Source organism: Flavobacterium sp. CSZ, assembly GCF_015350725.1.
Taxonomy (GTDB): Bacteria; Bacteroidota; Bacteroidia; order Flavobacteriales; family Flavobacteriaceae; genus Flavobacterium.
The window spans coordinates 150,973-170,059 of the sequence record NZ_JADKPQ010000012.1 but is presented as its reverse complement, the minus strand read 5'-3'; the positions used below and the strand labels follow the sequence as shown (position 1 = coordinate 170,059).

The 19,087-nt window shown below is 31.0% G+C and carries 21 protein-coding genes and 1 pseudogene; 8 read left to right on the top strand and 14 right to left on the bottom strand.

The genetic code is table 11. The annotated features are described in order from the left end of the window. The gene (locus IRZ78_RS15330; RefSeq protein ID WP_056248540.1) at positions 1-666 is read right to left on the bottom strand and encodes a succinate dehydrogenase cytochrome b subunit; all 666 of its coding nucleotides are present in this window, start codon (positions 664-666) and stop codon (positions 1-3) included. A gap of 356 nt (positions 667-1,022) precedes the next feature. Between IRZ78_RS15330 and IRZ78_RS15325 the strand changes: the two genes are divergently transcribed. Continuing rightward, positions 1,023-2,384, top strand: a complete 1,362-nt coding sequence (locus tag IRZ78_RS15325; RefSeq protein ID WP_194617371.1) for a hydroxymethylglutaryl-CoA synthase — start codon at positions 1,023-1,025, stop codon at positions 2,382-2,384. A 179-nt stretch (positions 2,385-2,563) separates the two neighbouring features. Here IRZ78_RS15325 and IRZ78_RS15320 read toward each other — a convergent pair whose 3' ends face one another. The 3 genes from IRZ78_RS15320 to IRZ78_RS15310 all read right to left on the bottom strand — a co-directional run bounded on the left by IRZ78_RS15320 (position 2,564) and on the right by IRZ78_RS15310 (position 4,665). Further along, entirely contained in the window at positions 2,564-2,749 is a 186-nt protein-coding gene (locus IRZ78_RS15320) for a hypothetical protein (protein ID WP_194617370.1), read from the bottom strand. 490 nt (positions 2,750-3,239) lie between these two features. Further along, complete coding sequence (locus IRZ78_RS15315; RefSeq protein ID WP_194617369.1) at positions 3,240-3,821, bottom strand: hypothetical protein; 582 nt, start codon at positions 3,819-3,821, stop codon at positions 3,240-3,242. Between the two features lie 103 nt (positions 3,822-3,924). Continuing rightward, positions 3,925-4,665: a LytTR family DNA-binding domain-containing protein gene (locus IRZ78_RS15310; protein ID WP_194617368.1), complete on the bottom strand. Its 741-nt coding sequence runs from the start codon at positions 4,663-4,665 to the stop codon at positions 3,925-3,927. Positions 4,666-4,982: 317 nt separating this feature from the next. Here IRZ78_RS15310 and IRZ78_RS15305 point away from each other — a divergent pair, with 317 nt between their 5' ends. Beyond that, positions 4,983-5,153 (top strand): bacteriocin, encoded by a 171-nt coding sequence (locus IRZ78_RS15305; protein WP_194617367.1) that lies wholly within the window; start codon positions 4,983-4,985, stop codon positions 5,151-5,153. 82 nt (positions 5,154-5,235) lie between these two features. Here IRZ78_RS15305 and IRZ78_RS15300 read toward each other — a convergent pair whose 3' ends face one another. The 4 genes from IRZ78_RS15300 to IRZ78_RS15285 all read right to left on the bottom strand — a co-directional run bounded on the left by IRZ78_RS15300 (position 5,236) and on the right by IRZ78_RS15285 (position 8,336). Next, the gene (locus IRZ78_RS15300; protein WP_194617366.1) at positions 5,236-5,673 is read right to left on the bottom strand and encodes a GNAT family N-acetyltransferase; all 438 of its coding nucleotides are present in this window, start codon (positions 5,671-5,673) and stop codon (positions 5,236-5,238) included. A 28-nt stretch (positions 5,674-5,701) separates the two neighbouring features. Then, positions 5,702-6,388: a hypothetical protein gene (locus tag IRZ78_RS15295; RefSeq protein WP_194617365.1), complete on the bottom strand. Its 687-nt coding sequence runs from the start codon at positions 6,386-6,388 to the stop codon at positions 5,702-5,704. A 19-nt stretch (positions 6,389-6,407) separates the two neighbouring features. Further along, positions 6,408-7,763: a polymer-forming cytoskeletal protein gene (locus tag IRZ78_RS15290; protein ID WP_194617364.1), complete on the bottom strand. Its 1,356-nt coding sequence runs from the start codon at positions 7,761-7,763 to the stop codon at positions 6,408-6,410. A gap of 123 nt (positions 7,764-7,886) precedes the next feature. Next, on the bottom strand, positions 7,887-8,336 hold the full coding sequence (locus tag IRZ78_RS15285; protein WP_194617363.1) for a GNAT family N-acetyltransferase: 450 nt from the start codon (positions 8,334-8,336) through the stop codon (positions 7,887-7,889). Between the two features lie 221 nt (positions 8,337-8,557). On the opposite strand from IRZ78_RS15285, the pseudogene IRZ78_RS15280 reads away from it, so the two are divergent. The 4 genes and pseudogenes from IRZ78_RS15280 (at position 8,558) to IRZ78_RS15265 (ending at position 11,906) form a co-directional block, all read left to right on the top strand. Next, positions 8,558-8,965 (top strand): annotated as a pseudogene (locus IRZ78_RS15280) (helix-turn-helix transcriptional regulator). 253 nt (positions 8,966-9,218) lie between these two features. Continuing rightward, a complete protein-coding gene (locus IRZ78_RS15275) occupies positions 9,219-10,109 on the top strand; it encodes a hypothetical protein (protein ID WP_194617362.1) in 891 nt (296 codons plus the stop codon). Positions 10,110-10,115: 6 nt separating this feature from the next. Beyond that, on the top strand, positions 10,116-10,517 hold the full coding sequence (locus IRZ78_RS15270; RefSeq protein WP_194617361.1) for a hypothetical protein: 402 nt from the start codon (positions 10,116-10,118) through the stop codon (positions 10,515-10,517). 96 nt (positions 10,518-10,613) lie between these two features. Continuing rightward, on the top strand, positions 10,614-11,906 hold the full coding sequence (locus IRZ78_RS15265; protein ID WP_194617360.1) for an aminopeptidase P family protein: 1,293 nt from the start codon (positions 10,614-10,616) through the stop codon (positions 11,904-11,906). 66 nt (positions 11,907-11,972) lie between these two features. On the opposite strand, the gene IRZ78_RS15260 is transcribed toward IRZ78_RS15265, so the two are convergent. Continuing rightward, positions 11,973-12,491, bottom strand: a complete 519-nt coding sequence (locus tag IRZ78_RS15260) for a ferritin (protein ID WP_194617359.1) — start codon at positions 12,489-12,491, stop codon at positions 11,973-11,975. A gap of 88 nt (positions 12,492-12,579) precedes the next feature. Beyond that, positions 12,580-12,936 (bottom strand): hypothetical protein, encoded by a 357-nt coding sequence (locus IRZ78_RS15255; protein WP_194617358.1) that lies wholly within the window; start codon positions 12,934-12,936, stop codon positions 12,580-12,582. A 393-nt stretch (positions 12,937-13,329) separates the two neighbouring features. On the opposite strand from IRZ78_RS15255, the gene IRZ78_RS15250 reads away from it, so the two are divergent. Beyond that, positions 13,330-14,106, top strand: coding sequence for an alpha/beta hydrolase (locus IRZ78_RS15250; RefSeq protein ID WP_194617357.1), 777 nt, complete (start codon positions 13,330-13,332; stop codon positions 14,104-14,106). Between the two features lie 76 nt (positions 14,107-14,182). Here IRZ78_RS15250 and IRZ78_RS15245 read toward each other — a convergent pair whose 3' ends face one another. After that, positions 14,183-14,557 carry a hypothetical protein gene (locus IRZ78_RS15245; protein ID WP_194617356.1) on the bottom strand — a complete coding sequence of 125 codons (375 nt, stop codon included), beginning with the start codon at positions 14,555-14,557 and terminating at the stop codon, positions 14,183-14,185. 18 nt (positions 14,558-14,575) lie between these two features. Continuing rightward, positions 14,576-14,896 (bottom strand): roadblock/LC7 domain-containing protein, encoded by a 321-nt coding sequence (locus IRZ78_RS15240; protein ID WP_194617355.1) that lies wholly within the window; start codon positions 14,894-14,896, stop codon positions 14,576-14,578. 282 nt (positions 14,897-15,178) lie between these two features. On the opposite strand from IRZ78_RS15240, the gene IRZ78_RS15235 reads away from it, so the two are divergent. Continuing rightward, positions 15,179-15,328: a hypothetical protein gene (locus IRZ78_RS15235; RefSeq protein ID WP_194617354.1), complete on the top strand. Its 150-nt coding sequence runs from the start codon at positions 15,179-15,181 to the stop codon at positions 15,326-15,328. Between the two features lie 7 nt (positions 15,329-15,335). Here IRZ78_RS15235 and IRZ78_RS15230 read toward each other — a convergent pair whose 3' ends face one another. Then, positions 15,336-16,010 (bottom strand): ATP-binding cassette domain-containing protein, encoded by a 675-nt coding sequence (locus IRZ78_RS15230; protein ID WP_194617353.1) that lies wholly within the window; start codon positions 16,008-16,010, stop codon positions 15,336-15,338. Between the two features lie 293 nt (positions 16,011-16,303). Then, a complete protein-coding gene (locus IRZ78_RS15225; protein WP_194617352.1) occupies positions 16,304-19,069 on the bottom strand; it encodes a PD-(D/E)XK nuclease family protein in 2,766 nt (921 codons plus the stop codon). Positions 19,070-19,087: the final 18 nt, after the last annotated feature.

The window sequence follows — 19,087 nt, the reverse complement described above, 5'->3', positions numbered from 1 at the left end:
TTAATTATTGAAATGATGAAATAATGCGATAATTACGAAAAGTGCCGGTACTACAACTGCAAAACCGTAACCTACTTTACTTAAAAATCTTGAATACTTATTGTGCATCCCCATTGACTGAAGAGATGAACCGAATCCGTGCCAAAGGTGAAAACCTAATAACACAAAAGATATACAATACAATCCTGTACGAATTGGATCATGAAATTTATGCACTAACTCTCCATAATACCTTGTAGCATCTGGCGTAGCACCTGCAATATATTTGTAGTTAACCTCCGGAAACCAGAAATCATAAAAATGCAATCCTAAGAAAGCCAAAATAACCAATCCAGAAATAATCATATTTCTAGAACTCCAGGAAGCATTTGCAGCTCCGTTGTATTTTGCATACGCAATTGGTCTTGCAGCAGTATTTTGAGCAGTCAATACGAATCCCATAACGAAATGGAAGATTACTCCGATTGCCAAAACTGGTTGCATTACATATTGAATCAGCGGATTGTATCCCATAAAGTGAGATGCTTCGTTAAAAACATTTTCACTAATAATAGAAATAAAATTTAAGGAAACATGCAGCGCTAAAAACGTGATTAAGAATATTCCCGAAAGGGCCATAGCCACTTTCTTTAAGATGGAAGCATTCAATAGTGCAGATTGTGCCATAATTGTTTAAGTAGTTTGTTTTAAAAAATTACACAAAAATAACTCAATTAACAAAGAACTACAACCATTTCGCTGTTATTTATAATGATTTTAAAATAGACTACGTAATACGTATTTTTACGTATGAATATTGCTGTATCCCAAATTATTTCATTATAAAACTAACAAAAGTGTCATTTAACCGAATTTTCAGCATAATAACGAGCTTATCGATACATAAAAGTTTATCATATTATTATTTTAAGTAAACTTTTAATTTGTTTTCTTCAAAAGTTACGTCTTACCTAAATTTTATAAGGTTAAAAAAATTGTCATTCCACAACATAATTTTACCTTTATCGGCTTAAAATTTAATAATGAAAACAGGAATTGACGCTATCTCTTTTGATGTAGCCAACATACATTTACCCATAAAAACTTTGGCTGTTGCCAGAAATATTGAACCCGAAAAATTAGAAAAAGGTCTTGGATTAATAAAAATGACTTTACCGGACATTCATCAGGACGCGGTGGTTTTTGGAGCAAACGCTTTGACAAAACTTATTATGGAAAACGAAATAAACTTAAACGAAATTAGCCGGATTTACGTTGGTACCGAAAGCGGAATCGACAGTTCTAAACCTATTAGTTCTTTTTTAATTAGCTTAATGGAACAAAAATTTGGAGAAAATTCTCTGGCAGAATGCGATGTTGTCGATTTTACGTTTGCTTGTATTGGCGGTGTTGATGCTTTGCAAAACTGTATTGACTTTGTAAAATTAAATCCAAATAAAAAAGCAATTGTAGTTACAACAGATTTTGCCAAATATGATTTAAAGTCTACCGGAGAATATACACAAGGCGCGGGAGCTTTGGCAATGCTTGTAACTTCGAACCCTAAAATTATTGCTTTTGATGACAATTGGGCAACAAGCACAAAAGGGGTTTTTGACTTTTTTAAACCTTACAGAACTATCGCAAAAGAAGCGATTACTCAAAATGAAAATAACGATCCATGGTTTGATAATTTAGAAGCCGAAATCGAAATTCATAAAGATCAACCGGTTTTTGATGGTCAATATTCGAATCAGTGTTATATGGATCGTACGAGATCTGCTTACTTTTCGTTTAAGAAATTAAAAAACAAAACCGAAACTTTATACAATACCTGGAACAGCATTATCATGCATCTTCCGTATTCTTTTCAGGGACGCAGAATGTTATCTGAGATTTATGCTTTAGATCACGCTGATAAAATTATTACAGAAAACATTGATCCGGCAGATTATCAAACTAAAATTAAAGAAATTGGAAAATCTGATGAGTACAGAAAGTTTGTAACCGAGAAATTGCAACCTGCTGAATTGGCTTCTTCTTTAATAGGAAATCTTTATACAGGATCTATTTTTATGGGATTGTTATCAACTTTGGCTCATTATTATGATACCAAACAGGAAGTTGCCGGAACTAAATTTGGTTTCCTGGCTTACGGAAGCGGATCGAAATCAAAAGTTTTTGAAGGAACAATTCAAGCGGAATGGCAATCGGCTTTAGCTAAAGTTAAACTTTTTGAGAATCTGGCAGAAAGCACGGAAATTGATTTCAATACTTACGAAAGCCTTCATAAAAAAGAACAAAAACAAAGCATCAGAACTCCTAAAAACGAATGGTTTTTAGATCGAATCGAAAAAGAAATCCCTAATTTGATTGGAGCGAGATATTATAAATGGATTGACTAAATTTTAAATATCAATAAAGAAATTCCAAATTCCAAGTAAAAAACCCGACAGATCAATCTGTCGGGTTTTTATTTTCACAGAGTTTGTCATTCTGAGGAACGAAGAATGACAAGATTGGGTTAAACAACCTTTATCAAAATTTAAAACTTTGAAAAACGTTGCTCGTGAAAATAATCAAATCAATCCTTTTTATCTTGTTGTTCTGTCTGAACAAAACTTCCATTAATTGAACGATCTTCAGCATTCATTCCGTTTGCCATTCCTAACATAAAGGCTGTAATTACAATTATAAATTTTCTTTTTATCCAATGAAAAAGCGGTCGCTTAGACTGCTGCAAGCGAGATTTTTTATTTTGTTTATACATTTTGAAAATGATAAATGATTAGACATTATTATTTCATCTGTGCTTAGAAATAAATTTTCTTAAGCTCTGTACAAACTTTTAGCGAAGTGTTTTGAAGTGATTATTTCATTTATAAAAACAGATTGATTTATAAATGAGCTTAGTTTTTGATGAAGCAAATTTTGCAATTTCAGCAATTTCTTAATTTGAAAAGTAAAGACATTTTCAACTTTTAAAAAATTTAAAACAATTGAAAATCTTGTTTTTTCAGAAGAAACAGCTTGTCCGAATTTATAAAACCGAGAATTTGCAAAATCTAATTCGCTTCTTAAAACAACAAATGACGATTGATAATAATCTGCCGACTTTGATTGAGAATCTAAAGCCCCATCACTCGAAATCATGGCAAAAACCAGAAAGAGTGAGATAAGATATTTTAGATGTTTATTCAATCGATTTGTGTGTAATTATTGTTTTTCAAGCTGAACGAAAGTACAAAATAAAATAAAACCTACAATTTTCCAAACTCTTTTTGTTTAGTATCTCCTCTTTCGGTTTCCTTTCTACAAAGCAACAATCCCAATCCTACAACAAAAACTACACAACTCAACAACATATAAATTCCGTTTTTTAAAATAAAAAAAGAAAAACCTATCGATACAGCGCCAACAATAACCATCGTAGCAATTATGGTATATGTTTTCAAAAAATTCAAGGCATGAATGGCCAAACCAATAAAAAGTAAAGACGGACCAACTATAATAAACGGATATAAAATTGAAGGCGCATTACTTATTTGATTACTTAATGCTTCTTTAGCAACTTCATTATTACCAAAACTCCACATTATAAAATCGATTGTACAAAGCCCGATATGCGCAATAACTCCTAAAGCTGTGATAATCGAAGCAACAATATTTAATTTGTTTTTAGGAAATACATCATTAAAAGATAATAACAACCAAGCACCAATTAAATTAAACCAATGCGCAAAATCGATTGGTACTTGAAAGTCAGGTAAAACTTTTGAAAAGAATAGATAACTGATCAGGAAAAATAATAATCCGAGAAGGCAAAGCTGTTTTGTTGTCATAATTATTTTTTTTTAAATTGATGAAACAAAACTAATATCGAGATCTTTCTTAACAGCCTGTTTTATTGACTTTGGTACAAAACTATCGGTTTTAGGTACGGAATTATAATGCCAATAAAGTTTCTTTATAATTCTTAGAAACAGGAAGTTCTATTTGGGTTAGAATAATTGTATTTTGATTTCTCCAGGACTTAAAATGCACAGGATTTATTAAATGTGAACGATGTATCTGCATTAAAAAATCAAAATCTTCCTGAACTTTTTTAAGCGAAGAACGTATCAATTTTGAAACAAGTTTACCATTTTCGATATAAAAAATCTCAACATAATTTTGAGCATTTGAAACACAAACCAAATCTTCTTTTTTAATTTTTAAAACATCTAATCTATTTTCTCCTCTAAAAGTTATAACATCTTCTGGTAAAGGAATTAGTTTAATTAAATATCTTCTTGCCAGAATAATTACGGGAGTCAAAATTAAAGCGACTTTGATAAAGATTATAGAAAAGAATTCTGAAAAATTATATCCACCTTTTAAAATTGAGCTTTTGTAAAAAGTGTAAACTCCAATGAAATAAATCAAATAAAACAAAAGTATACTTGCAATTTCTAAACTGATATTCCATCTTGATATTCTTTTATAAAGATTTCTTTGAAGAATAGTCAAAAGACAATAACATAAAAAAGCCATCACACTAAAACCAAAACTGATTAAAAACCAAGCTCTAAAATTGATAGTTCCATCGTCGAAAGGTTTTATAATGAATGCAAAAACAAAAAGCCATAAAGCGATAAGCAAACCTACTATCAGATTGTGTTTTATGGATATATTGAGTTGTTTCATTTTTTCTTAAAGGGATTATTACTCTACAATATTAAACTTTAATTCAACTTATTTCAAGCAAGATTCATCAGTTTTCCAATTATTTTCAAGATCAACAATTACCAAAAAATATAAAAGAAGTAAATTACCACAAACCAATTTTTAAAACGAAGATTTTACATACTATTTAAAAAATAAATTTAGATCACTAGTTTTTTTTTGTAAGTATTTATTTAAAAATAATTTGTATTTTTATCACAGTCGTATCCGAAAAACTTATAGAGTAGGAAAATCCAAAAAATAAATTACCTATGAAAAATTTACAAAATTTATCAAACTTGCAAAAATTATCAAAAGAAGAATTGAAATCAATCAACGGTGGAGCTGTAAAATGCGTACCATATCCGATATGTGCCGGTAACGAAGTTTCTTATATTGGAAGAAACATCTGCGGTTGGTATTTATACAAAACAGCATCAGATAGTATCTGTATGGAATATTTAGTATGATAATGACATAATCATTAATTCATTAAAACTGCTACCACAAAATAGCAGTTTTTTTATGTCCACTCTTTTTATCACCGGAAAGCTACTTATAAATCGTAAACTTATTATGACTCAAAGTAAAACCGAGGCTTTCGTATTTTGCGACATTTTCTACACGTTTTTTATTTGTTGTAACTTCAATACTTTTTAAATTATTAAGATCTGCAAAATCTTCAATTTCATTTATCAGCAAACGACCAATGCCTTGACCACGATACTTTTCATGAATAAAAAATTCCTGAATTTCACCTACCAATCCGCAATGGTGAAGGAGGTTTTGTGTATGAAAACTAATAAAGCCTAAACCTTCAATTTCATTCTCCGCTATTAAATATACATTTTTAGGATTTGAAATGTTTTCATTGAAAATTGCTTCAAAAACTTTAAAATCCAAAACTTCATTTTCGAGTTCGCATATTGCTTTGTAAACAAATTTTAAATCTTGCTTCTCAACTTTTCTAATTTCTACTTTTGAATTCATCGCTTTATTGTTTCATATATATCTTAAATTAATTTAACTTTTTAGACATATTTATCCACCCATTCCATTTACAGCTCTCATCATAAAATTCTTTTTCTTGCTTCCCGGCTTTGACAACATAATGATCTGATGTAGTACAGCTTCCATATTTTATAAGTTCTAATTCACATTCCATCTTTATTATTGCATCTAATTGTTCTTTACTTAGCTCTTTAGATTGTCCTTTACTCTCAGCGTAATATACTTTTCCTTTTTTAGTGATAATCAAACTCTCTTTTGTCGAGTGAAAACAGCCAATACTTTCAAAATAAAATTCTACTTTTTCATTTTCTTCCAAATTCCTAACAAATGATTTACTTATTAAATCTTTATAATTAGAATAATCCGGGTATATAGAAATATTATAAACCTTATTATCTTTTACTTCGATTGTTTTCTGTAAAGTCTGATTAACTAAGTTTTCATACACGAACTTATATATTCCTTTTGTCAAACTGTCCAAAGTAATTTCTTTTCTAATATATGGTTTTTCAAACGAGCTAAATTTTTTAAAAATTTTTCCATCTTTATATACCTGAATGCCATAAATCTTAGAAAGATCTTGATTTAACTTATTTTCAAATTCAATTCTTAATCTTATTGATGCAGGAACTTCTTTACAGCTTACTGCAAGAAGTAAAACGATTAAGAATAACACTGCTGCTTTAAATTTCATAATAATCACAATATTTAATCTACAAATACTCATTCAACTCAAGACGCTCAAATTTAACCTTGTATTTCTGAACGTAATTATTCCATTCTTGTTTATGATTTTCATTATTATAAATTGCGGCTGCATAATCGACAACTTCTTTACTAAAATGACTTCCGAAAACAGCATCAAGATTCTCAATTCCCGAATCTATTACCCGTTTTAAGATCGATAATTTATCTTTTCCGTTCTCTTTACAAACCTTATCGAGCCATAATCCTTTGCCAATTTTTACATATTCTTCAAGTAAACTATCGGTAATAAATTCAGAGGGAACGTCATTGATGTCGGGTTCATGTTTACCATTTTTAAATGTCGTTAAAATCAATTCTTCAGAATAAAACTCACTCGGAATAATCGAAATCAATGTCCCGCTTTGAGATGCTTTTAGACAAAGTTCTTTTGTTATAAATTCATGCGGTATTTTCTGAATAGCAAATCCATCTTTAGTTACCAGTTTTTCGCAAAGTTCGGGCGTAATAAATTCCTGAGAAACAAATGGCAATGCGTGAAATGTAATATCTAAAGCTAGCTCGCATAATGCCTTGGTTTTATACTCAGCGGGAACCAATTTTAAATCGCGATAATTAGACAATACTCTCTTTTGCCAATATTCATAATTTTTCGCTGGCGGATTATTTTGTTTTAAAACCAATTTACCATTTTCTAACTCACGTTTTAATTCTTCAAAAGTTTCTATTAATGGATTATCGAGAAGTTTGCGCAATTCTGCCGAAATAATCTCTTCATCGGTATCATCGTCGTATTCGCAATCATTTTTTGGGCCGAAATCATTTGCTCTGTCATTATAATAAAACAAATTATTTTTTCGATCTGCAAAAACTGTATTATGATCTTCGACTATAAAAACGGGCGCTTCAATAACGCCGGAGCATTTAAAATTTCCGTGATTATACGAATTCATTACCACTTCTTTTGCCTTTAGATTTCCTATTATTTCTACATAAGAACCGCCTAATAATAAACTCTGGCAATCGACATTACCGTTTATAAAAATATAAGGTCCGTAATCGCCTTCGGCATTTATAATGGTTCCGGATGTAGAGAAATTTCCATTTATTAAAATTCCTTCAATTCTTATTTCATCGATTTCTTTTACTGAAAAATTTAATAGTTTCGAAAGCCATTTTTTCTCTTTATCTTCATAAAGATCCAGATAGAAGTTGCCTTTTAAATTAACATCTTCATTTGCAACAAGAAAGAAATCCTGATCGTCCCATTCGTCAAAATAATCAAATCCTTCATGATCGATTAGAAATGGAAATTGCGATTTTACTTCTTTTATTGTGATTAGTTTAAAGTTTGAATTCTGCATTTTTATTTTTTTATTGAACTGAATTTGTATTTGCGAGGAACGAAGCAATCGTATCGTGTATATAACATTAGTTTCTTTTGTTAGTGAGATTGCTTCGTTCCTCGCGAGGACGTTGTTAATGATTTAAAGATTCAACTCCATTATTGGCATATATCGATCTTTAATCGAGGTTTCTATTTGACCAATTTTTACAAATCCGAATTTACTATAAAAACTCTCCGCATTTGGTTCTGAATTCAGCACTACTTTTTGAATACTTAAGCTCTTTACACGCATAAAAAAATCATTCATTAATATTTTCCCGAATCCTTTTCCGATAAAATCAGGCAAAACAAACAAATTATCGAGTTCTATACTATTTTCACTTTCGTGAAAGTATGAATAATAGCCAACAATTTGGTCGTCAAAAACTAAATTGTAAACTGGATTCGTCTCGATATATTCTTCTGAAACCGTCAAAAATGCAGACCAAATTTCTATTTGTTCATTAGAATATCCCCAATATGCTTTTGACTTTTTGGTTATTTGGGTTAAGATTTCATGATCGCCTGGAATTGCTTTTTGTATGGTCATAACCTTTGGTTGTTTCTTTGATACAACAATATTACAAAATCTTGTCATTGACAGAAATGATAAAAAATGATGCAAATAAGAATATTCTCTTCGAAATCAAAATAGTCAGAAAAATTGTATTTTTACAATCACGGAAACAATTTACAAAATGTATCTCACAAACGAGAGCTTGTTTTCTACCAAAACCAAAAATGTAAAAGAATTTTAAATATCTTTGAACTATGAGCACAGTAAAACCAAAACACATAGGCCGAAACATAAGCCGAATTAGAGGGCATAGAGACATGAAATAAGAAGCACTTGCTATTGCAATTGGTGTAAGTCAACAAACTATTTCTAGCATTGAAGGAAGCGAAAGTGTTGACGATGAAAAACTAAAAGCAATTGATGAAGCTTTGGGAGTTCCTGCTGAAGTTATAAAGAATTTTTCTGAAGAAGCTGTTTTTAATATTATTGGAAATACTTATCATAACGATTCTTCTTCTATAAAAAATAATAATTGCACTTTTAATCCACTTGATAAACTTATTGAAGCTTTTGAAGAGAATAAAAAGCTTTACGAAAGATTGGTTGAAGCTGAAAAAGAAAAAGTGGCTTTTTTAGTAAAATATGATAAACGTGTTTTTTGAAATTAGACTTCCGCCCTTACAGGGCTTAAAAATTACAATCGTTTTTCGCTCATAGCGCTTCACACTATGCTATTGCTAAGGCTCTTTCAGAGCAACAGATTTTAAACACTCATGATTCCCCGATCCGGAGGAGCACGCCCAAACAAGACAAAAGCTTTTTTTACAATTTGTAATTTTTATTGTACAAAAATAGTTGCAGACACAAAAAAAGGTTTTAGATTTGAGCCTAAACCAATACCACTATTTTCGACCTATGAACCTATATAAGAAAAACTTATACTTTGTATGCATTTCATTATTTATAGCCGTGAGTTACATTTTGTATGGTTATTTTTTTAGAAATTCTATTACGCAACCTGATTTACCTGTTAAATATTTAGCTTACAAAAGTGTACAAGATACTGTAAAATCTGCGCATTATGAGATTGTAAAATTAGGAGACAATTCTCTTAATCTGAATACAACTTACTTTTCTCCAATAACAGAAACTGTTGTTTTTGAATCGGGAAAAGAAGGTTTTGGTAATGATAACGATGAGTTTAAATTGTATTATAAATTTGACAACAAAGGAAAACTGATTGACAGTTTAAAAACGCGCAGATATGATTCGTATAAAATTCATGAATCTTATATACTCTCAAAAGAAGATTATATCTCGTGGATTATTGACAATGATACTATTCGCCATAATTATATCGAACTTAACCCAAAAGCCGACTGGACTTTTGAACGTACGGAGGAAGAGTATAATAAATTAAGCAAAAAAGCCAGTTCGGTTTATTGTTTTAAGGCTCAAAAACATAATTACAATAGCTATGATGTAGGCCAATATTTTGACAAAGCCATTTTTTTGATAGACAAAAAATGGTATGCATTGTATGGGGAAAGTTTGTTTAAAGAAACTGTTTCTGACCCCATAGCAAAAACACTTTCTCCTGTTTACACTCACAAGCTAAGCAAGCTTGGTAATGATATATGGAAAGTAAATGCCTTTTATGATATTGTAGTGAAAAATGACACCTTAAAAATAAAAACTGAAGTATGGAGTGATCGGGTAGATTTGGTTTATGAGAGCCACCCAATAAATCCAGCTTTTTTTATCTTAAAATACTCTCCTTACTTTATTATCAGACCAATAAATTAAAGCAATATGAAAACAAAACAGCCGATGATGAAAAGTTTTTCTTGCGCCATAATAATTACGTTACTTTTTTTTATCGTTTTTAGCACTCAAGGAAATGATTCTTTCAATCAAACAATGGGTATATTGATAGGTATTCCAATTACTTTTATTTGTACAATGCTCTATTGTTTAACAATCATGTTTTTTGAACGCGTGGAGGTTATTGCACCTAGTTTCCTTTATCGTTTTGCCGTTCCTTTTTCGTTTTGCTGTGTAGCTTCGATCGTGATTTGCAACATAAATGATATACCGGTGGTCGATAGTTTTCAGCAGTTTTCGTTTCTGGAATATTGGCAGGAAATCAGCATTCCTGTCTTGGTATTGTTTACGATTAATATGATAATTGCCGGAATATTGTCTATCGAATAAAATGAAAACAAATAAGAAAACTTTAATAAACCTATTTTGTTCTACTTCTTCAAAAATTAGTAATTTTGAAATTCGAAGTTCAAAACTTACATTATTATGAAATATCATCAAATAAACAGCGCTCTTTTTGTAAAAAATCGCAAAAAATTCACGGCAGAAATGAAACCTAATTCGGTTGCCGTTTTCAATTCAAATGACATTTACCCGGTTAGTGCTGATAGTACTTTGCCGTTTGCTCAACACAGGGATATTTTTTATCTAAGCGGTGTTGATCAGGAAGAAAGTATTTTGCTTTTGTTTCCGGATGCGCCTTATGAGAACCAAAAAGAGATTCTTTTTTTGAAAGAAACCAACGATCATATCGCGGTTTGGGAAGGTGAAAAATTAAGTAAAGAACGCGCTTTTCAGGTGTCGGGAATCAGAACGGTTTATTGGTTGCAGGATTTTCATAAAGTTTTGAACGAAATGATGACGTATGCAGATACGATGTACATTAATACAAACGAACATTACCGCGCATCGGTTGAAACTGAAACTCGCGAAGCTCGCTTTATAAAATGGTGGAAAGAGCATTATCCTGCACATAATGTAGCGAAAAGCAACCCTATTTTGCAGCGCATTCGTTCTGTAAAAGAAAGCGAAGAAATCGATTTGATCCAAAAAGCTTGTGATATTACTGAGAAAGGTTTCCGTAGATTATTGCCGTTTGTAAAACCAAATGTTACTGAATATGAAATCGAGGCCGAATTAATTCACGAATTTGTTCGTAACCGTTCTAAAGGTTTTGCTTATACGCCAATTATTGCTTCGGGAAATAATGCGAATGTTTTGCACTATATCGAGAACAATCAGCAATGTAAAGCAGGAGATTTGATTTTATTGGATGTTGCTGCCGAATATGCCAATTATTCAAGCGATATGACAAGAACAATTCCGGTTTCAGGAAAATACTCTGAGAGACAAAAAGCAGTTTATAACGCTGTTTTGAATGTGAAAAACGAAGCTACACAAATGTTGACTCCAGGAACGCTTTGGAAACAATATCATATTGAAGTGGGTAAAATCATGACATCAGAATTGCTTGGTTTAGGATTAATTGATAAAGCTGATGTTCAGAACGAAAATCCGGAATGGCCAGCTTACAAAAAATATTTTATGCACGGAACTTCTCACCACATGGGACTTGACACGCACGATTACGGATTGCTTCACGAACCTATGAAAGCTAATATGGTTTTTACGGTTGAACCTGGAATTTATATCCCGGCAGAAGGTTTCGGGATTCGTCTAGAAGATAACGTTGTGGTTCAGGAAAAAGGAGCACCTTTTAACCTAATGCGCAATATTCCGATCGAGGTTGATGAAATCGAAAGTTTGATGAATTCTTAAATCATGATAAAAAACAAAGCCCTTAATAAATATTAAGGGCTTTGCTTTTATATAATAAATCGATATTTATCCGATTTTTGAAATCTGAACATCCAATTGAAATTTGCCGTCAGCTTCATTTCCGTTGATTAGTTCAAAAAGCTCTAAAGCTCTTCTTGCATTTTTCTCTTCTTCTCTTTGCTCAGCTACATACCACATCATAAAATCTTCTGTAGCGTAATCATTCTCAGCTCTACATTTTGCAATTACTTTATTAATTGCCTGAGTAACTGCAATTTCGTTTTGCAAAGCAATTTCAAATACTTCTCTAAAAGAAGCAAATTCCTGCTGCACTTCCGGAACAGATGGCGTAACTGCAATCCCTCCCATATCTGTAATATATTTGAAAATTTTTAGAAAATGCTCTCTTTCTTCTTCGGCTTGCTTGTACAAATAAGATGCTGTATTTGCAAAACCATTTCTATCTAACCATGCAGCCATAGCTAGATATTTATTAGAAGCGTCACTTTCTATTTTTGCCTGTAAGTTCAATATATTTTCTATTCCTTCAACTAATGAAGTACTTGTTCTTAGTAAATCTTTCATAATCTTTGTTTTTATCTATGTAAAATTACAAAAATTATAGAAGGCAGCTCTAAATGCCTTAAAATTTGGATTTAATCTAAGTAAGAATCTAAATAAGCTCTACATTGACAGTATTGCAAAGCAAAGAATGTAGAGTGAGGGTAAATTTTGTTCCGTTTAATAAATCTCTTAACTGAACTATTTCGCAGATGGTAAGATTTCTGGAAAAATTTCTTTTAGTAGTTTCAATCAACTGTGCATCTGACTGATCAGATAAGTCATAAAGCATATTGAGAATGTCAACGCTATTAACCTTTCTTTGAAAAATCAAAAAATCATGAATTTTATAACTTGACACCGTATCAACAAAATTGATGATTACACTATTGGTCAAATCACATTGATAACTGTATCCTTTTTCGGTTTCAAATAATACTTTCGTGGTCAAATCACTAACTAATGCCATTCTGATAAAATATAATAACGATGCAAAAATATAGAATTTAAAGCAATAAAAAACATAATTAAGACTAATTTAAAATAACAAAATCGTTTAATGTTCTTAAAAACAGTTTAAGTGACCGTATTTTTTTGAACCATGTAAGTAATGTAAGTTCATTTAAATAATAATCTTTATGTTTTTTTTAAAACTCACATAAGCTTATATGCTTTGAATATTTATCATAAAAGTGAACCGAATAACTTTTTTTTTAACTAAAATGAACTTACATTACTTACATGGTTTAAACATTTAGCGTAAAGTTGAACGCGATAACTACTATTTTTAACTCAAATGAAGTTATATAACTCATATAGTTTAGGCTTTCTTATCTTTGTACTTTAAACTTAATTCATCATTTTGAAAACTCTATTATATAAAAATACCAGGATTTCTTATTCTGATTCAGGTCAGGGAACTGCAATTGTTTTGCTTCACGGCTTTCTTGAAAACAAAAAAATGTGGGACGATTATGTTGCACTTTTCTCTGAAAAATATCAGGTTATTACTATCGACTTATTAGGTCATGGTGAGTCTGATTCGTTGGGATATGTTCATTCTATGGAGGAGAATGCAAATGTTGTGCAGGAAATTTTAAAACATTTGAAAATTGAAAAAGCCACAATTGTGGGCCACTCTATGGGAGGTTATGTTGGTTTGGCTCTCGCCGAATTATTCCCAAAGAATATCAATAAATTGGTTCTGCTCAATTCTACATCAAAAGCAGACAGTCACGAAAAAAAAATAAACCGAAATCGTGCTATAAAAGCAGTAAAACAAAATTATGTAAACTTTGTAAGTTTGGCGATTGGTAATTTATTCAACGAAAACAACCGAACACGACTGGCTGACGAAATAGAAAAAGCAAAAGTTGAAGCTTTAAAAACTCCGTTACAAGGAATTGTAGCTTCGCTCGAAGGAATGAAAATTCGAAAAGACAGAGCATCACTTTTACAAAAGAATTTATTTCCGGTTTTACTGATTTTGGGCAAAAAAGATCCGGTTTTAAACTACGAAGAAAGTATTACTCAAATCGAAAATACAAACGCAAAATTGGTTTCTTTTGAAGATGGCCACATGAGCCAGATTGAAAATAAAGAAGAATTGAAAACTACTTTATTGGATTTTTTCGAATAAATTAATCCACTTTATAAAACCAAAAAAGGCTGCTCAAAAATTCTGAGCAGCCTTTTTCTCATTATTAGGGGCAAACTTATAATTTTGATATAATGTCTTTTTTAAATTTAGACAAAGTTGCTCTTGTTAATCCAAGATTCGCTTTTGTTGAGTCAACCGCTAAATAAATAAAATACTTACCATCTTCAGAAACATCTATAATATGTATTTGATCTGTAAGTGTTATTAAGATATCATTGATTTTTTGATCTAATCCCAAAGCTTTAATAGCATTTAACTTTGCTTTTACCACTTCTAAATTATAAGCAGATGCTAATTCCGGGTCAAAATTAGGATTTAAAGAAAGTGAAGAGTAAGACATTCCTGTTTCAACTTCGGTTACTGAAACAGCAATAAATCCGTTGATATTTTCTTTTAAATCGTTTTGGAAATTCTGTAAAAAATCTGACATGTTTTAATTGTATTTAAATTAATTATTGAAAACGGTATCCATTTTGCGCAGCAAAAGTCCCATTTTACTTATATCTTTAGAAAGCAGCGCAACACAGTTATCGTATTCGTCTTTGTTGGCCACCACAATACCTTTTTTGTTCTTAATCATGACTTGTTTAAGATCTCCGTTATTTACATCTTCAGACATTTCTAAACACATCTTCAGTATCATTCCTATCATTGCTGCTACATTGCCGTCATACTCTAAATTAACCGATTCAAGCAAAATGCCATCGATGTTAAAAGTTAATCCTGACTCGGCTCCGGTTTCTTCTACGAGTGTGTTTAAATCAATCATATCGTTGTTATATCATTTTTTAAGAAAAGCCAAAGATATTTTAATAAACAGAATTGTCCGATAAACACTTGTTAAAAAAAAGACACACGTAACCATTTGAAACACTTTTATTTATACGATAGTGTTTCTTTATTTTTAAAATAAACTTTTTAAAAAACGCTAACAAAAAAAGCAGATTTATCTAAAAATATATCAATCTGTTTGAGATATCTTAAATATTATTTTAACATTTACAAGAAATTACTTTTACATCAAGTTTTTCATAAATTTGCAAAAAAAATTATGGAAACAAAGACTGTTGACGAACTACGTTTTGACTTAAATGTAAAATTGATGAAATTTAGAAGATTTCGTTTTGAAAACGGAAGCATAAACAATCCTAATTTGGAAGAACGCGCAAAAAAAGGTTTTTTTAAAAAGATTTTTAGCTAAAAGCCCCCTACAAAAGCTCCAAATCTACCAAATAACCTTTCTCTACAAGTTCTGTATTATTCCTGATGTAATGCGTTTTACCCTCTTTGATCAAAACCAACTGAGTTGAAACTTTGATTACATTTCTATAATTGTGATCTGTAATCACAATTCCCTTTTTCTCTGAATTTGCCTCGATCATTTCATTGACAACATCTACCATCAAAGGAGACAATCCATTATAAGGCTCATCTAACAAAACGAATTTTGAAGGATTCGAAAGAACAATTTTAATTTCTAAATACCGCAATTCCCCACTTGACAATTGACTTATTTGTTTACCTAAAATGGGCACAATAAATGGATCATTGTTAAAAAAACTAATTTTTTGTTTACCGATTGATAATGACACTGCCTTTTTTACAGAAAAATGATTAGGAATAAATTGTTCCTGCGACAAATAACTAATCTCATTGAACACATTGTTATCATTATTTTTTGAAACAGAATCGATACGGATACATTTATTTGGAGCCTGTATTAATCCGAAGATTATTTTCAACAAAGTAGATTTCCCCGAACCATTTCGTCCTAACAAACCAATGATTTGTGAGGTTTCACATTTGAGATAAACATCTGAAAGAATCACTCTTTCGTTGTATTTTTTTTGAATCCCGTCAACTTCTAAAATATGCTTTTTCAAAATATTTTCTTTATTAAAAACACAATGAGACCTATTAAAATTGTAGCAACAAAAGTCATCACATAACTAGAAAGCAAAAGCCAAAGTTTTGAAATTCCGTTATTCGAATAAAATAAATAATCATTTTTTTTACACAGCTCTTTAAAACCAATACTCATCAAAAATCCAAAACTCAGAAACATTATAAAAAAATAATCAAAACCGCCCAGCAAAACAGCAATAGCGCAAACAGTTAAGTTAATCACTAAAGTGGTTTTAAAAAATTCGAAAATGTTGTTTAGCTTTCTGATGCTTTACATTATTTTTTCCTCAAAAGGAATATTAATATTAAAAATTTCGGTGAGCAAGATGACGATTTCCTCCAAATAATTTCTCAAAATCTCATTTGAAACTACCATATCCAATTCTTTCTCTTCTTTAAAACCAAAAGGAAGAAATCCTGATTTTAGATTTTTAAACGAAATAATCCCAACCTCGATTGGCACACCGGCAGCTTCGTTCTCGAACATAAACGCATAAGCCAAAACCTGAATGATTTTATCGTTTTTAAGCTCTTGTGTCAATCCGTTCCATGACTTTAGTATCACATTGTTTTTTTCTACTTTACCGGTCTTATAATCGATAATCCTTATTTTTCCGTTACGCAGTTCAATTCTATCGACATTTCCCTTAATTAAAACTGGAAAAGGCAAATTTGGATGATTTAATCTGCGAGCGTATGTTTGTTCTAAAGCTATAATTTTAACTGCATCTCCATTTTTAATAGCTTCTAATTCCATTCGTAGGAAGTTAGAAACGTTTCTCTTTGCAACTTCAAAAGCCAGAAGATTTCGTCCTTTTTTAATCTCACCTTCTTTATAAACTACTTTAAATTGTCGTAAAACTTCATCGTCTAACAATTTATAACAATTTTCTATATCAGCTTCCGCAATGAATCTGCCAACAAAAGGATCATATAATGCTTTTAACGTTTCATGAATTATTGTTCCCAGTGTGTTTAACGCTATATTTTCTTCAACCTCCTCTACCTCCCTAATACGAAGTACTTTTTGAAAATAAAACTCAATCGGATTTCGAATATAACTAGTCAATGCCGATGGTGAAAAACCAGCAGTTGCAATTTCTTTTAAACGTTCCATAACCGCATCAGATTTTGGAACTACCATAGGCTGATAGGCTGATGTTGGCAAAACAGGATTGTAAATATCAAATGTTAGATTATGCTTAGACTGTTTCTCTACCTCAAGCTGCGTTATAAAACGGCTTCGTTCTCCGGCATCCAAACCGTCATTTTCGGTATTATAAATCAGATAAATATTTTTTGCCCTTTGCAACAAGTGATAGAAGTGATAGGTATAAATAGCATCTTTTTCTTTAAAAGTCGGCAAACCCAATTCTCTTTTAACATCGTACGGAATAAATGAATTCTGAGATTTTCCGGCGGGAAACTTTCCTTCATTCATAGACGTAACAATCACGGTATCAAAATCAAGAACACGGCTTTCAAGAACCCCCATGATTTGTAATCCATGCAAAGGCTCACCTTCAAATGAAACTTCGGCCACATCAATAATTTGTTTATAAATAGCGTGCAAAGTATCAATATTATCAATATGGTGATGTTGCGAATAATAATTAATCAATTTATTAATGACTTTAAAAACAGCAAAAACAAATGCTTTTGCAATCTTTTCTTCTTCATTGTCATTGCTAAAATTCTCTTTGATTAATAGCAAAAGTGCCGATACATTTTCAAGAACTCCAATCGATCCGTTTTCCCATTTCTGAAACAACAATTGAAACAATTGCGACGGATAGGAATTAAGTTCAATAATTCGGTTATGAGTAATAAACGTATAATTGTTTTCTTTGATGATTCGAACTAAATTGCCTGAATTTGCATAAGGCTCCACTAAAGGATGGGTCAAAATATCAAGTACATCTTTATAATAAAACACATAACTTTCGCCTTTTCTGGAAAGTGCATTGGTATGCATTTTAAATAATTTTGCAATCAATATCTGAGAGGGATTATTCTTCCCGGAATATCCCATTGTAATATTCAAACTTCCAACAGAAGAAGGTAATGAATACAAAACAGGCATTAATAAATTTTCCTCACCAAGTACAATAGCCACTTTATCGAGCGATGTTGCAGGGTTTTCATTAATTATATTTTCGACAATACTTCCGGCTAATTTGGCCTGCCCTATTGTTTTTGGAGTTCCTATTACCTGAATATTTTTAGACTGAGAAAAATCATCTACAATCCATTCAAAAATATTTGTTTTATAATGTTTCCAATTTTCTTTAAAACGACGAACAAAAAGTCCGGCATCATGATACGGATCATTAAGAAAAGTTTGATCTACATCCCAATAAATTTTAGCCTGATCTAATGCCAATAAATGCTGTACAATTTTTTCTTCAGAAGCATTTAAAGCATTAAAACCTGCGAAAATAAAATTTCTGTTTGCAATAGTATTCGAAAAGTGATTTAGATTATTTACTGCTTCCTTATAAATCAAACCTTGGTAACCTAGTGATTTATTCAGTAAATGATGGTAAAGTGAATCATAGTACAAAGGCAGAAGTTTCCAAAAATCGATATAATTTTCTAAAAGTCTGGTTTTATTTTCGACTTCAATTCCCCATTTTTTGATATCTTCTATATCTTTCAAATACGACAAAACATGAACCGGATCTAATAAGTAGCGATCGATTTCATTAAAATCCTGCAAAAGCGTTTTAGCCCAATTGGCAAATAACTCGAATGATTGCTGATTTTGTTTTTCTGTTACAGAAAGATAAACTTCATAAAACTCAAACAAAAGCTCAATTGAATCTATAGATCGTATTGAAGCTACATCTTGCACAAAGTCTTCAATACTAATAATCTCCGGAGAAAGAATAGTATTTTTCGTTTCATTTTTTAAAGCTTCAATCAAGAAAACCTTTGCTCTTTTATTTGGCAAAACAATAGTAGTTTCAGTAAGCTTATCAGAATAATCCTGAATTATAACAGTTGCTATTTTTCCGAGAAAAGAAGTATTTATCATTGTATAAAAATAAAAAAA

Excerpts from the sequence above, each read along its gene's own strand:
- IRZ78_RS15330 (WP_056248540.1), bottom strand. The coding sequence starts at position 666 with ATGGCACAATCTGCACTATTGAATGCTTCCATCTTAAAGAAAGTGGCT.
- IRZ78_RS15325 (WP_194617371.1), top strand. The coding sequence starts at position 1,023 with ATGAAAACAGGAATTGACGCTATCTCTTTTGATGTAGCCAACATACAT.
- IRZ78_RS15320 (WP_194617370.1), bottom strand. The coding sequence starts at position 2,749 with ATGTATAAACAAAATAAAAAATCTCGCTTGCAGCAGTCTAAGCGACCG.
- IRZ78_RS15315 (WP_194617369.1), bottom strand. The coding sequence starts at position 3,821 with ATGACAACAAAACAGCTTTGCCTTCTCGGATTATTATTTTTCCTGATC.
- IRZ78_RS15310 (WP_194617368.1), bottom strand. The coding sequence starts at position 4,665 with ATGAAACAACTCAATATATCCATAAAACACAATCTGATAGTAGGTTTG.
- IRZ78_RS15300 (WP_194617366.1), bottom strand. The coding sequence starts at position 5,673 with ATGAATTCAAAAGTAGAAATTAGAAAAGTTGAGAAGCAAGATTTAAAA.
- IRZ78_RS15295 (WP_194617365.1), bottom strand. The coding sequence starts at position 6,388 with ATGAAATTTAAAGCAGCAGTGTTATTCTTAATCGTTTTACTTCTTGCA.
- IRZ78_RS15290 (WP_194617364.1), bottom strand. The coding sequence starts at position 7,763 with ATGCAGAATTCAAACTTTAAACTAATCACAATAAAAGAAGTAAAATCG.
- IRZ78_RS15285 (WP_194617363.1), bottom strand. The coding sequence starts at position 8,336 with ATGACCATACAAAAAGCAATTCCAGGCGATCATGAAATCTTAACCCAA.
- IRZ78_RS15275 (WP_194617362.1), top strand. The coding sequence starts at position 9,219 with ATGAACCTATATAAGAAAAACTTATACTTTGTATGCATTTCATTATTT.
- IRZ78_RS15270 (WP_194617361.1), top strand. The coding sequence starts at position 10,116 with ATGAAAACAAAACAGCCGATGATGAAAAGTTTTTCTTGCGCCATAATA.
- IRZ78_RS15265 (WP_194617360.1), top strand. The coding sequence starts at position 10,614 with ATGAAATATCATCAAATAAACAGCGCTCTTTTTGTAAAAAATCGCAAA.
- IRZ78_RS15260 (WP_194617359.1), bottom strand. The coding sequence starts at position 12,491 with ATGAAAGATTTACTAAGAACAAGTACTTCATTAGTTGAAGGAATAGAA.
- IRZ78_RS15255 (WP_194617358.1), bottom strand. The coding sequence starts at position 12,936 with ATGGCATTAGTTAGTGATTTGACCACGAAAGTATTATTTGAAACCGAA.
- IRZ78_RS15245 (WP_194617356.1), bottom strand. The coding sequence starts at position 14,557 with ATGTCAGATTTTTTACAGAATTTCCAAAACGATTTAAAAGAAAATATC.
- IRZ78_RS15240 (WP_194617355.1), bottom strand. The coding sequence starts at position 14,896 with ATGATTGATTTAAACACACTCGTAGAAGAAACCGGAGCCGAGTCAGGA.
- IRZ78_RS15235 (WP_194617354.1), top strand. The coding sequence starts at position 15,179 with ATGGAAACAAAGACTGTTGACGAACTACGTTTTGACTTAAATGTAAAA.
- IRZ78_RS15225 (WP_194617352.1), bottom strand. The coding sequence starts at position 19,069 with ATGATAAATACTTCTTTTCTCGGAAAAATAGCAACTGTTATAATTCAG.